We start from the raw sequence: 12,920 nt of genomic DNA on the forward strand, positions 1-12,920 counted from the left end.
TCTGCGAGCCGTCAGGCGGCCGTACGGTGACGGGCCTGCTCGGCGGGGTCCTTGCGGAAGGCCCACTTCATCTTCGGCTCCATCGCGAAGCGGAAGGCGCGCTGTACCGGCGGGGTGCACAGCACGGTGATGACGGAGGCGGCGACGATGGTGACGGTGATCTCACCCAGCGGCTTGTGCAGCCAGTCGATGTCGAACCAGCCCCAGAAGCGGGAGCCCTTGGCGAGGAAGCCGTGCAGCAGGTAGCCGTACAGCGTCCCGGCGCCGAGCACCGTGAACCACATGTGGCGCCGCGGCACCCAGGCGAAGAAGCACGCGGTGAGGACCATCGAGCAGCCGAACATGGCCAGGGTCATCACGGGGCCGGTCCACGCCGGGGCGTGGAGCTCCTGGACGCTGTCGCGGTGGTAGAACCAGGCCGAGTTCATCCGGGGCGCCGCCCAGTAGGCGAACAGCAGCGCGCCCGCGAAGATCGGCAGCGACGCCATCCGCATCTTCGGGCCGCGCATGCGCTGGAAGTGCTCGGGCTTCATGCACAGGCCGATGACGAAGAACGGCAGGAACTGGAGGACCCGCTGAAGGTCGAGGTCGTCGCCGATGTCGGGCGAGACGGACGCCAGGGTGGCGATCGCCAGCGCGAGCGGGACCGGCCAGCGCACCAGCTTCCAGATCGGCGTCGTCAGCCGCCACACGAACAGCGCGACCAGGAACCAGGTGAGGTACCAGGGGTCGAGCAGGCTGATCGGGTGGCCCGGGTCGTCGTCGGCCCAGCGCTTGAAGAAGCTGTACGCGACCTCGAACAGCACGTACGGCACCGCGACCCCGGTGATGAGCCGCTTGAGCCGGTCCGGCCGCATGTCGAAGCTGCGGGAGAAGAAGCCGGAGATGATGATGAAGGCCGGCATGTGGAAGGTGTACACGGTCATGTACAGGGCTTCCGCGGTGCGGCTCGTATCGGTGAGCGGCTCCCACGAGTGGGCCATCGCGACCAGCACGATCGCGAGGTACTTCGCGTTGTCGAAGAACGCGTCCCGCTGCTTCGGCTTCGGCCCGGCTGGGGCGCCGGCGGCGGGTTGAGTCGCCTGGCGCCCTGCTTCTTCGCGCTGCGGTGTGGGGGACGACCCGGCCTCGGCCTCCCGGGCCGGGGGGAGCGGGGACCGCTGGGAACCGTGCGGGCGCAGGGAGTTGGTCACAGGCCCTCCCACCAGGAGCTGGGGGAAAGCACCCGGGACCGCACTGCGCGTGGGGGAGAGATGGCAGCGTGGAACATCTGAGGCACGATAGCGCCGAAACCTCTATTGCGTAAAACCTCGACCAGGTCTTCCCCGGTAATACGGTTCACACTCCGGCCGATAGCCGACCGTTATCAAGTCGACATAGCGATCCGGTTGTTCGATATGAGGAACGAAACTGTCCGTTCTGTCGGGTTTCATCCCCCTTAAATGGTGCATATGCCCCCCGAGCGGCTCCGGCGGAATGTCTGATTCATGGAAATCGGAATTCCCCTCCGGGTTATGCGATCAGGTCGAAAATTGATCCGTGTGCGGTCTCTCACGTGACCTCTCGGATACCCCGCGGAATTGTGGGGAGTGTCACCCGTGTCCGCCCGTGTAAGGGATTTTTGACGGGGTACCAGAAGGGTGGGTGTGGTGTGCACCGACGCAGGTGATCACCACACCCTGCTGCTGTGGAGCCGTAGTTGATGGCACGATGGTTGCAGCGGGGGTGTGCGAGGTCGCGTGCTTCCGGGGCCGGGTGAAGACATGAGCGACCGAGGAAGCGTGATCAGCTGTGGTCATTTCCCTGTCATTGGTGGTGCTGGTAGGGATCATCCTCGTACTGATGATCCGCGCCGGGAAGATGAAGCCGGGGCCGGCGCTCGTCGCCGCGCTCTTCGGCTTTCTGCTGGCCTCTTCCGACCTGGCGCCGAACATCCAGGACTTCCTCGACTCGGTCGCCAGCTCCATCAGCGACATCAATCTCTGAATACGCCGACGGCCCGGCCCCGGGGGATCCCCGGGGCCGGGCCGTCGTACGTCGTGGAGCGGGCGACGGGAATCGAACCCGCGTAGCCAGTTTGGAAGACTGGGGCTCTACCATTGAGCTACGCCCGCAGGCGCCGCGCGTCGCCCAGGTCTGATCACCTGGGCCGCGGCACGGGAAGCATCGTAGCGGGTTCTGACCCTTTCCCGCACACCCTTGCCCACCGGTGGAATATCGGCGGCCGGGGCGTCCGCGGGCATGTACCCTACGTGTCGCACCGACGGGGTGTGGCGCAGCTTGGTAGCGCGTCCGCTTTGGGAGCGGAAGGTCGTCGGTTCGAATCCGGCCACCCCGACCATCCACAGGCGTCAAGATCGCGTTGTGGGCCGCGTCATGCTTGCGGTTACTATGCAAGCTGCGCGTCTGTGTCTTTCTTTACCGGGCGCGATCCGCTGCGAAGCATCAGTGCGAGGCAGCAGAACACCACACGTCAGCCCCAAGGAGACCGAACCGTGAAGAGCGCCGTGGAGAACCTGAACCCGACCCGGGTTCGGCTCACTGTCGAGGTGCCCTTCGAGGAGCTCAAGCCCAGCCTCGACGCGGCGTACAAGAAGATCAACCAGCAGGTCACGGTGCCAGGCTTCCGTAAGGGCAAGATCCCGGCCCGCATCATCGACCAGCGTTTCGGCCGCGGCGCGGTGCTGGAGGAGGCCGTCAACGACGCCCTCCCGAAGTTCTACACCGAAGCGGTCAACGAGGGTGAGCTGAACCCGCTGGGTCAGCCCGAGGTCGACATCACGGAGCTCAAGGACAACGAGCTGCTGACGTTCACCGCCGAGGTGGACATCCGCCCGACGGTCGAGATCCCGGACTACTCCGGCATCGAGGTCACCGTCGACTCCGTCGAGGTCTCGGACGAGGACATCGACAAGTCGGTCGAGCAGCTGCGCGACCGCTTCGCCACCACCAGCCCCGTCGAGCGCGCCGCCGCCGAGGGCGACATCGTCGTGATCGACCTGGAGGCCAAGGTCGACGGCGAGGTGCTGGAGGACGGTGTCGCCGAGGGCGTCACCTACACCATCGGCTCCGGTGAGCTGCTCGACGGCATCGACGAGGCCGTGACCGGCCTGGAGGCCGGTGGCACCGCCACCTTCGCCTCCGAGCTGAAGGGCGGCTCCGCGCAGGGCCAGGAGGCCGAGGTCTCCGTCAAGGTGAACGAGGTCAAGGCCCGGGAGCTGCCCGAGCTGGACGACGACTTCGCCCAGCTGGCCAGCGAGTTCGACACCCTCGAGGAGCTGCGCGAGGACAGCCGCAAGCGGCTGGAGCAGTCGAAGAAGTACGACCAGGCCACCCAGGCGCAGGAGAAGGTGCTGGACGCCCTCCTGGAGCTGGTCGAGGTGCCGATCCCCGAGAAGCTGCTCGAGGACGAGATCCAGACCCGGAAGCACAATCTGGAGCACCACCAGCTCGGCCAGATGGGCCTGAACCTGGAGTCCTACCTGGAGCTTCAGGGCAAGTCCGCCGAGGAGTTCGACGCCGAGCTCAAGGAGCAGGCCGAGAAGGGCATCCGGACCCAGTTCGTCCTCGACGAGCTGGTCAACAAGGAGAAGCTGTCCGTCGGCCAGGAGGAGCTCACCGAGCACCTGATGCGCCGTGCGCAGTCCTCCGGCATGAGCCCGGACCAGTTCGCCCAGCAGGTCGTCGAAGGCGGCCAGGTGCCGATGCTCGTCGGCGAGGTCGCCCGCGGCAAGGCGCTCGCGGTCGTGGTCGAGGCCGCCAAGGTCGTGGACGACAAGGGCGAGACCGTCGACCTGGACGACGAGGACGAGACCGCCGAGACGGTCGAGGCCGCCGCCGAGGGCGACGAGGCCACCGAGGCGGGCGCTGAGACCGCCGAGGCCACGGAGGCCGCCGCCGAGGCCGCTCCCGAGCAGGAGAAGGCGCAGGAGAAGGCCGAGGGCTGATCCTCGCCGCTCCGCAGCCCGTACGAACGGGCCCGAACGTCTGCACGCGTCCGGGCCCGTTCGTGTTCCGCGAAGTCCCCGGGCCCACGGGCCCCGGTGTCCGCGGAACCTGCGCTCAGAGCGAACAGTTCCTGATGCGGGATGGCGCCCGCCGACCAGCGCGTTAGGGTCCGTAGATACGAGGGCAGGGAGTCTCGCAGGCCCGCCGGATCGCACCGGCCGGCCCGTCCCGAGCCCAGAAGAAGACGCTGAGACGGCCAGTCGCCGTCAGAGACGAGCAGGTGGATACGTGACGAATACGATGCCTTCCGCCGCCGGCGAGCCGACCGGCGGTGGCCTCGGCGACCAGGTCTACAACCGGCTGCTCGGTGAGCGGATCATCTTCCTCGGCCAGCCGGTCGACGACGAAATCGCCAACAAGATCACCGCGCAGCTGCTCCTGCTCGCCGCGGACCCGGACAAGGACATCAACCTCTACATCAACTCTCCGGGCGGCTCGATCTCGGCGGGCATGGCGATCTACGACACCATGCAGTTCATCCCGAACGACGTCGTCACCATCGCCATGGGCCTCGCCGCCTCGATGGGGCAGTTCCTGTTGAGTGCGGGCACCCCCGGCAAGCGGTTCGCGCTGCCGAATGCCGAGATCCTGATCCACCAGCCGTCCGCGGGCCTGGCCGGTTCGGCCTCGGACATCAAGATTCACGCCGAGCGGCTGCTGCACACCAAGCGGCGGATGGCCGAGCTGACCGCGTTCCACACCGGTCAGACCGTTGAGCAGATCACCCGCGACTCCGACCGCGACCGCTGGTTCTCCGCCGAGGAGGCCAAGGCGTACGGCCTGGTCGACGACGTCATGGCCTCGGCCTCGGGCGTTCCGGGCGGGGGCGGCACCGGGGCCTGAGCCCCGCCGTCCCGTAGCCGACCTCCAGCCCTTTGATCGCCACAGGATGGTGAACACCCAGATGAACAACTTTCCCGGCAGCGGCCTCTACGACGGCCCGATGGCCGAATCGCGTTATGTCGTTCCGCGCTTCGTCGAGCGCACCTCCCAGGGTGTCCGGGAGTACGACCCGTACGCGAAGCTCTTCGAGGAGCGCGTGATCTTCCTGGGCGTCCAGATCGACGACGCCTCGGCCAACGACGTCATGGCGCAGCTCCTGTGCCTGGAGTCGATGGACCCGGACCGCGACATCTCGGTCTACATCAACTCGCCCGGCGGCTCGTTCACCGCGCTGACCGCCATTTACGACACGATGCAGTTCGTCAAGCCCGATATCCAGACGGTTTGCATGGGCCAGGCGGCGTCCGCCGCGGCCGTGCTGCTCGCCGCCGGTACCCCCGGCAAGCGGATGGCACTGCCCAACGCACGTATCCTGATCCACCAGCCCTACAGTGAGACGGGGCGGGGCCAGGTCTCCGACCTGGAGATCGCGGCCAACGAGATCCTGCGGATGCGGTCGCAGCTGGAGGAGATGCTGGCCAAGCACTCCACCACGCCGATCGAGAAGATCCGTGACGACATCGAGCGGGACAAGATCCTGACCGCCGAGGAGTCGCTGGAGTACGGTCTGGTCGATCAGATCGTCTCGACCCGTAAGACCTCGGTCGGCCTGGGCTGAAGCCCGGGCGGCCCGGCGCCCCTTGGACCGAGTCGGTCCAAGGGGGGCCCGAACCGGGGGCCCGGCAAGGTACCGTCATAGAGGGCTGGGGGCCGGCCCCCGGAAACATCAAGCGGAAAGCTCGCAGCGCAAGCACCCGGTTCCGCGGAGCAAAGCGGATCCAAGGCGAAGGGGAAGCACCTCGTGGCACGCATCGGTGACGGCGGCGACCTGCTCAAGTGCTCGTTCTGCGGGAAGAGCCAGAAGCAGGTGAAGAAGCTCATCGCGGGCCCTGGTGTGTACATCTGCGATGAGTGCATCGATCTCTGCAACGAGATCATCGAGGAAGAGCTGGCCGAGACCTCCGAGGTGCGGTGGGAGGAACTCCCCAAGCCGCGGGAGATCTACGAGTTCCTCGAGGGCTATGTGGTCGGCCAGGAGGCCGCCAAGAAGTCCCTGTCCGTCGCGGTCTACAACCACTACAAGCGGGTTCAGGCCGGGGAGAACGGCAGCCACAGCAAGGACGACGGCATCGAGTTGGCGAAGTCCAACATCCTGCTGCTCGGTCCGACCGGCTCCGGGAAGACCCTGCTCGCGCAGACCCTCGCCCGGATGCTCAACGTTCCCTTCGCCATCGCCGACGCCACCGCGCTCACCGAGGCGGGTTACGTCGGCGAGGACGTGGAGAACATCCTCCTCAAGCTGATCCAGGCCGCCGACTACGACGTCAAGAAGGCCGAGACGGGCATCATCTACATCGATGAGATCGACAAGGTGGCCCGCAAGAGCGAGAACCCCTCGATCACCCGTGATGTCTCCGGCGAGGGCGTGCAGCAGGCGCTGCTGAAGATCCTCGAGGGCACCACGGCCTCGGTCCCGCCGCAGGGCGGCCGGAAACACCCGCACCAGGAATTCATCCAGATCGACACGACGAACGTGCTGTTCATCGTCGGCGGTGCCTTCGCCGGTCTGGAGAAGATCATCGAGTCGCGGGCCGGTGCCAAGGGCATCGGCTTCGGCGCCACGATCCGCTCCAAGCGCGAGATCGAGGCCAGCGACCAGTTCCAGGAGGTCATGCCGGAGGACCTGGTGAAGTTCGGGATGATCCCGGAGTTCATCGGCCGTCTCCCCGTCATCACCTCCGTCCACAACCTCGACCGCGAGGCGCTGCTCCAGATCCTGGTCGAGCCGCGGAACGCGCTCGTGAAGCAGTACCAGCGGCTGTTCGAACTCGACGGCGTGGAGCTGGACTTCGACCGCCCGGCCCTGGAGGCCATCGCCGACCAGGCGATCCTGCGCGGCACCGGCGCGCGCGGCCTGCGCGCCATCATCGAAGAGGTCCTGATGTCGGCGATGTACGAGGTGCCGTCCCGCAAGGACGTGGCCCGCGTCGTCATCACCGAGGACGTCGTCCACTCGAACGTCAACCCGACGCTGGTGCCCCGCTCGCGCGGCACCGAGCCGGGCGAGCGGCACGAGAAGAGCGCCTGAGCGCCGCGTAGAGCGCAGACGAGAGAGCCCCCGGTTCCCGGGGGCTCTTTCCTGTGCCATAGGCGGTCGCAGGGCGTCCTGCGGGCGGTTCAGGCGGGTTTGCGGGTGTCCTCGTAGATGCCCGCGGTCACCTTCGCGAAGGCTTCCATGTCGACGGAGGACGCGTCGGTGTTGTCCGCGTTGACGTCGAGCACCATCGCCGCGTCCGTCTCCTCCGCCCACGCGCACGCCGGAGCGTAGATCCGGTCGTACATCTTCACGACCTCGCAGTCGATGGCGGGCCCGTCCGCGCCGTCCGGGCGGAACGTCTTGCGCTCCTCCTCGACCGCCGGGGAGCCCTCGCCGCCCTCGAACCCCTTGAACATCTGGTCCCGGACCGTGTCGGGGTTGTTGATCTCCCCGTACATGCCGGAGAACGCGAGCCCCGAGTTCTCGTCGTCGGCGCGCTGGTACTGCCCGAGGACCGAGGTCGCGCCCTCGGGCATGCTGCCCTGCACGCTGGTGCCCTCGTCCTTCAGGTCGTCGGTGCCCTTGGACAGGGTGTAGGTGCCGTCGTCGAGGGTCTTCGGCGTGACCAGGCGCATCGGCGCGGGGCCGCTGTCGCCGCCGGACAGCACTACGACACCGGTGACGATCGCCCCCACCACCACGAGCCCCGCCGCCGACATCGCGATGATCTTGGTGCGATTGCGGCCCGGCGCGGGGCCGGGCGGCACCGGGTAGCCCGGCTGCACGGGCTGTCCGTAGGGACCCGCCTGCTGCGGGTAGCCGTACCCCGGCTGGGGTGCCTGCGGATAGCCGTAACCCGGGTTCTGGGCGTACGGGTTGGGCTCCGCGGACGGCTGCTGCCCCCCGCCGTACGGATTGGGCTGGGCACCCCCGTACGGGCCGGGCCCGCCGCCGCCGTAGGGACCGGGCGGCGGCGGTGGCTGGTTGTGGCTCATGGGTGTGGTGGTATCCCTCCGGACGGTGGGCGGCGTATGGACGGGGGCGGTGCGGAACCGCCTACGTGGGGTCTCGGCTACTTGGGGATCTCGACGCGGACGTCCTTGCGGACCTTCGCGGTGATGCCCCCGGCCTCGTCGACCGACATGCCCCCACCGGAGAGCACGGAGGCGGCGTCGGACACGATCACGAAGCCGACCGTGCTGTGGTCGCCCCACATGCAGATCGGAACGGTGAAGCCCTTGCTGCCCACGCCGCCTGCGCTGGAGCCGGAACCCGGGGTGAACTTGGCGTTCTGGCACTTGATGACGGCGTCGTCCGTCCCGGCGGGGGTCACCTTCTCGGGGCTGCCGACCAGTTCGGCCTTCCCGCCGCTGCTGTCGGTCGACGGGTCCTTGGTGGCCTCGTTCGCCATCTTCGAGAAGGCGCCGTCGACGACCGTCTCGGGGTCCTTCACCTCGCCCCAGACGCCCTTGAACTGGAGCTGCTTCACGCTCATCCCGGAGCCGGCCTTGTAGTTCGCGCCAGCGCCCTTCGGGTTCTGCACACCGAACTTCTCGAAGTCGCTGGTGTCGCTGGAGGTCATCGAGTCGTCGCTGCCATCCTGCTTGCTGTACTCGGTGGCCACCGTCTGCGGGGTGGTGAGCTTGTACCGCTTGCCGTCGTCGGCGACCTCGGTGCTGCCGCCGTCACTGCTGCTGAACACCATGACGCCGCCGATCACCGCGGCCACCGCGACCACCGCGCCGATGGCTATCGCCAGGCCCTTCTTCTTGCCGCCGCCCTGGCCCGGGCCCGGCTGGTACGGCCCCGGCATGCCCGGCTGACCGTACGGCTGCTGTCCGTAGGGCTGCTGACCGTACGGCGGCTGCTGCGGCTGGCCGTACGGGTTCGGGGGCTGACCCGGCTGACCGGGCTGCGGCTGACCGTAGCCGGGCTGCGGCTGCTGTCCGTACGGACCGGGCTGCTGGGGAGGCTGCTGCGGGTAGCCGTAGCCGGGCTGGCCGGCGGCACCGCCCTGTCCGTACGGACCCGGCTGCTGGGGCTGCTGGCCGTAGGGGCCCGGCTGGTTGTAGCTCATGCTTTTTCCCTCGTTAGGTTGTGCTCTTGTTGCTAGTTGTCGATTTCGACGCGTGCGTCCTCACGCACCTTGGCGGTCAGCTCCGCGGCGTCCTCCAGCGACATGCTGCCGCCGAGAACGGCCCCCGCCGGGTCCGCCATCACCGCGACGCCGAGGGTGCTCTTGTCGCCCCAGACGCACGCGGGTGCCTCCATGGATCCCTGATCCGATGTGAACTTCAGGGACTGGCACTTCATGACGTCCCCGTCGAAGCCGTCCGGGGAGAACTCCTGGGGGGTTCCCTTCGCCTGCGCGGTGCCGTTGTCCTGGAGCGCCTTGACGATGACCGCGAGCGCGAGGTCCGCGCCCCGCTCGGGGTCGGTCACCTCGCCCCAGACACCGGTGAACTTCAGCATCTCCTTGCCGTCCGTCTGGTAGTCGGCCGCCACCAGGTGCGGATCCTTGACCACCGGGACCTGCTGGAGGTCCTTCTTGCCCGCGGCCGACAGATCGCCGTCGTCCGTGCCGCTGCCCTGGCGCTGGTACTCCTCCGCGACCGTCTTCGGGGTCGTGAGCTTGTACGGGCCGCTGTCGCCGCCGAACAGCAGGAACCCGCCCGCCGTCAGCGCGCCCACGACCGCCAGCGCACCCACTGCCATGCCGATGGTCCGGCCCTTGCCACGGCCACCGGGCGCGGCGGGCGGCGTCGGCTGACCGCCGTAGAAGCCCTGCTGCGGCTGGCCCGGCTGCGGGCCCTGCGGGGGCTGCTGGGCGTACGGGTTCGCCGGGGAGCCGTACGGGCCGCCGGCGTTGTACGGAGGGGGCGCCGCGTAGCCTCCGGGCTGCCCGGGCTGTGTCGGCTGCGGGTGACCGTAGCCGCTGGGCTGGGCATACGGATTCGGCACTGGCGGCTGGCCGGCGCCGTGAGGGCCCGGCTGTGCCCCGTAGGGACCGGGCTGCGGCGGCGGCTGCTGATAGCTCATCGTGCCTCTCCTAGATGCGGCATGACAGGTCCTGAACATCCTTCCCGACGCGCTCCGGCGGCGTTGCGGCGGGGCCGCAACGGGTTCGTAACGGAGTCCGGCGGCCCTTTAGACTGCGGGGGTGACCGAGAACTCTCAGCAGCGCCCCGACAGCGGGCCGAACAGCCACCCTGAACTGCCGACCCAGTACGCGCCGGCCGACGTAGAGGGGCAGTTGTACGAGCGCTGGGTAGAGCGCGGTTACTTCGAAGCGGACGCCAAGAGCGGCAAGGATCCGTACACCGTCGTTATTCCGCCGCCCAACGTGACCGGATCGCTCCACCTGGGCCATGCCTTCGAGCACACGCTCATCGACGCCCTCACCCGCCGGAAGCGGATGCAGGGCTTCGAGACGCTGTGGCAGCCGGGCATGGACCACGCCGGTATCGCCACCCAGAACGTGGTCGAGCGCGAGCTGGCCAAGGAGGGCGTCTCCCGCCACGACCTGGGCCGCGAGGCGTTCGTCGAGCGCGTGTGGCAGTGGAAGGGCGAGTCCGGCGGGCAGATTTCCGGCCAGATGCGGCGGCTGGGCGACGGCGTCGCGTGGAACCGCGAGCGGTTCACCATGGACGACGGGCTGTCCAAGGCCGTCCAGACCATCTTCAAGAAGCTCTACGACGATGAGCTGATCTACCGCGCCGAGCGCATCATCAACTGGTGCCCCCGCTGTCTTACGGCCATCTCCGACATCGAGGTGGAGTACCAGGACGACGACGGCGAGCTGGTGTCCATCCGGTACGGCGAGGGCGACACCGCGATCGTGGTCGCCACGACCCGCGCCGAGACGATGCTCGGCGACACCGCGGTCGCCGTCCACCCCGACGACGACCGCTACCGGCACCTGGTCGGCACCGAGATCGAGCTGCCGCTCACCGGCCGCCGCATCCCGGTCGTCGCCGACGAGCACGTCGACCCGGAGTTCGGCACCGGCGCGGTCAAGGTCACCCCGGCCCACGACCCGAACGACTTCGAGATCGGGCAGCGCCACGGCCTGCCGAACCTCAGCGTCATGGACGAGCACGCGGTGATCACCGCGCACGGCCCCTTCCAGGGCCTGGACCGGCTGGAGGCGCGCAGCGCCATCGTCGGCGCCCTGCGCGCCGAGGGCCGGATCGTCGCCGAGAAGCGCCCGTACGCCCACTCCGTGGGCCACTGCTCGCGCTGCAAGACCACGATCGAGCCGCGGCTGTCCATGCAGTGGTGGGTCAAGGTCGGCCCGCTGGCCAAGGAGGCGGGCGACGCCGTCCGCGACGGCCGGGTGAAGATCCACCCGGAGGACATGTCGAAGCGCTACTTCGACTGGGTCGACAACCTCCACGACTGGTGCATCTCGCGCCAGCTGTGGTGGGGCCACCGGATCCCCGTCTGGTACGGGCCGGACGGCGAGGTCGTCTGCGTCGGACCGGACGAGGAGCCGCCGAGCGGCGAAGGCTGGACGCAGGACAGTGACGTCCTGGACACCTGGTTCTCCTCCGGCCTGTGGCCGTTCTCCACGCTCGGCTGGCCCGAGCAGACCGACAGCCTGGCGAAGTTCTATCCGAACTCGGTCCTGGTCACCGGCTACGACATCCTCTTCTTCTGGGTCGCCCGGATGATGATGTTCGGCCTGTACGCGATGGACGGCACCCCGCCGTTCCACACCATCGCCCTGCACGGGATGGTCCGCGACCAGTTCGGCAAGAAGATGTCCAAGTCCTTCGGGAACGCGGTCAATCCGCTGGACTGGATGGACGCCTACGGCTCCGACGCCGTCCGCTTCACCCTCGCCCGCGGCGCCAACCCCGGCGTGGACGTGCCGATCGGCGAGGACTGGGTCCAGGCGTCCCGTAACTTCGCCAACAAGATCTGGAACGCGACCCGCTTCGCGCTGATGAACGGCGCCACGGTCGAGGGCGAACTGCCCGCCCCCGAGCGGCTGTCGGCCACCGACCGCTGGATCCTGTCGCGGCTGAACGAGGTCGTCGCGGACGTCGACGCGTTCTACGACGACTACCAGTTCGCCAAGCTCTCGGACACGCTCTTCCACTTCGCGTGGGACGAGGTCTTCGACTGGTACGTCGAGCTGTCCAAGACCACCTTCCAGAAGGGCGGCGCGGAGGCCGACGCCTCGCGGCGCGTCCTCGGCGAGGTCCTCGACGTCACGCTGCGGCTGCTGCACCCGGTGGTCCCGTTCGTCACCGAGAAGCTGTGGACCGCGCTCACCGGTCAGGAGTCGGTCGTCATCGCCGACTGGCCCAAGGACAGCGGCTTCCGTGACGAGGCCGCCGAGCGGGAGATCGAGAACCTTCAGCAGGTGGTCACCGAGGTCCGCCGGTTCCGCGCCGACCAGGGCCTCCAGCCGGGCCAGAAGGTTCCGGCCCGGCTCGAGCTGTCCGGCACCTCGCTCGCCGCGCACGAGGACGCGATGCGTTCCCTGCTGCGCCTCCAGCCGGCCGGGGAGGGCTTCACCGCCACCGCCTCGCTGCCGGTGGCGGGCGCGACCGTGGCCCTGGACCTGTCCGGCGTGATCGACGTGGAGGCCGAGCGCAAGCGGCTGGCCAAGGATCTCGCCGCGGCGGAGAAGGAGAAGGCGCAGACGACGGCCAAGCTGTCCAACGAAGGGTTCCTGGCCAAGGCGCCCGACCACGTGGTGGAGAAGATCCGCGTCCGGCAGACGACCGCCGAGGCCGACATCGCCAGGATCACCGCGCAGTTGGCGTCCCTGCCCCAGGGCTGACCCCCGACCGGTGCCCGAGCGCCCCCGTCCTCCACAGCGGGGGCGCTCCGCGCTTCCCGGCCCGGTGTGCGATGTCCCACAGTGGCCCGGGGGAAGCCCATCGATGGGTTCGGTCGGGAACCCGTAGCAGCCTTCCGG

Annotated in this window: 10 protein-coding genes and 2 tRNA genes; 7 read left to right on the forward strand and 5 right to left on the reverse strand. The window is 68.5% G+C overall.

The genetic code is table 11. The annotated features are described in order from the left end of the window. Window positions 1-11: 11 nt before the first annotated feature. On the reverse strand, window positions 12-1,193 hold the full coding sequence (locus tag SSOG_RS29515) for an acyltransferase family protein (protein WP_039938987.1): 1,182 nt from the start codon (window positions 1,191-1,193) through the stop codon (window positions 12-14). Window positions 1,194-1,791: 598 nt separating this feature from the next. On the opposite strand from SSOG_RS29515, the gene SSOG_RS29520 reads away from it, so the two are divergent. Further along, entirely contained in the window at window positions 1,792-1,986 is a 195-nt protein-coding gene (locus SSOG_RS29520; RefSeq protein ID WP_009717925.1) for a hypothetical protein, read from the forward strand. Window positions 1,987-2,040: 54 nt separating this feature from the next. Here the strand turns inward: SSOG_RS29520 and SSOG_RS29525 are convergent. Next, a tRNA-Gly gene (locus SSOG_RS29525) sits at window positions 2,041-2,114 on the reverse strand. A 150-nt stretch (window positions 2,115-2,264) separates the two neighbouring features. On the opposite strand from SSOG_RS29525, the gene SSOG_RS29530 reads away from it, so the two are divergent. From SSOG_RS29530 to clpX, 5 genes are all read left to right on the forward strand, one after another. Beyond that, a tRNA-Pro gene (locus tag SSOG_RS29530) sits at window positions 2,265-2,341 on the forward strand. Window positions 2,342-2,495: 154 nt separating this feature from the next. Further along, complete coding sequence (gene tig, locus SSOG_RS29535) at window positions 2,496-3,947, forward strand: trigger factor (RefSeq protein ID WP_009717926.1); 1,452 nt, start codon at window positions 2,496-2,498, stop codon at window positions 3,945-3,947. A 289-nt stretch (window positions 3,948-4,236) separates the two neighbouring features. Further along, window positions 4,237-4,851 (forward strand): ATP-dependent Clp protease proteolytic subunit, encoded by a 615-nt coding sequence (locus tag SSOG_RS29540; RefSeq protein ID WP_009717927.1) that lies wholly within the window; start codon window positions 4,237-4,239, stop codon window positions 4,849-4,851. A 61-nt stretch (window positions 4,852-4,912) separates the two neighbouring features. After that, entirely contained in the window at window positions 4,913-5,569 is a 657-nt protein-coding gene (locus SSOG_RS29545; RefSeq protein WP_039941924.1) for an ATP-dependent Clp protease proteolytic subunit, read from the forward strand. 183 nt (window positions 5,570-5,752) lie between these two features. Beyond that, a complete protein-coding gene (clpX, locus tag SSOG_RS29550; RefSeq protein WP_009717929.1) occupies window positions 5,753-7,039 on the forward strand; it encodes an ATP-dependent Clp protease ATP-binding subunit ClpX in 1,287 nt (428 codons plus the stop codon). An 89-nt stretch (window positions 7,040-7,128) separates the two neighbouring features. Here the strand turns inward: clpX and SSOG_RS29555 are convergent, their stop codons facing one another. From SSOG_RS29555 to SSOG_RS29565, 3 genes are all read right to left on the reverse strand, one after another. Beyond that, entirely contained in the window at window positions 7,129-7,983 is an 855-nt protein-coding gene (locus tag SSOG_RS29555) for a hypothetical protein (protein ID WP_009717930.1), read from the reverse strand. Window positions 7,984-8,060: 77 nt separating this feature from the next. After that, window positions 8,061-9,065: a hypothetical protein gene (locus SSOG_RS29560; RefSeq protein ID WP_009717931.1), complete on the reverse strand. Its 1,005-nt coding sequence runs from the start codon at window positions 9,063-9,065 to the stop codon at window positions 8,061-8,063. 32 nt (window positions 9,066-9,097) lie between these two features. Further along, window positions 9,098-10,027 carry a hypothetical protein gene (locus tag SSOG_RS29565; protein WP_039938989.1) on the reverse strand — a complete coding sequence of 310 codons (930 nt, stop codon included), beginning with the start codon at window positions 10,025-10,027 and terminating at the stop codon, window positions 9,098-9,100. Between the two features lie 121 nt (window positions 10,028-10,148). Here SSOG_RS29565 and SSOG_RS29570 point away from each other — a divergent pair, with 121 nt between their 5' ends. Next, window positions 10,149-12,782, forward strand: coding sequence for a valine--tRNA ligase (locus tag SSOG_RS29570; protein WP_009717933.1), 2,634 nt, complete (start codon window positions 10,149-10,151; stop codon window positions 12,780-12,782). The last annotated feature ends 138 nt before the right edge of the window (window positions 12,783-12,920 follow it).

It is taken from the genome of Streptomyces himastatinicus ATCC 53653 (assembly GCF_000158915.1).
GTDB lineage: Bacteria > Actinomycetota > Actinomycetes > Streptomycetales > Streptomycetaceae > Streptomyces > Streptomyces himastatinicus.

Excerpts from the sequence above, each read along its gene's own strand:
- SSOG_RS29545 (WP_039941924.1), top strand. The coding sequence starts at position 4,913 with ATGAACAACTTTCCCGGCAGCGGCCTCTACGACGGCCCGATGGCCGAA.
- SSOG_RS29555 (WP_009717930.1), bottom strand. The coding sequence starts at position 7,983 with ATGAGCCACAACCAGCCACCGCCGCCGCCCGGTCCCTACGGCGGCGGC.
- SSOG_RS29560 (WP_009717931.1), bottom strand. The coding sequence starts at position 9,065 with ATGAGCTACAACCAGCCGGGCCCCTACGGCCAGCAGCCCCAGCAGCCG.
- SSOG_RS29565 (WP_039938989.1), bottom strand. The coding sequence starts at position 10,027 with ATGAGCTATCAGCAGCCGCCGCCGCAGCCCGGTCCCTACGGGGCACAG.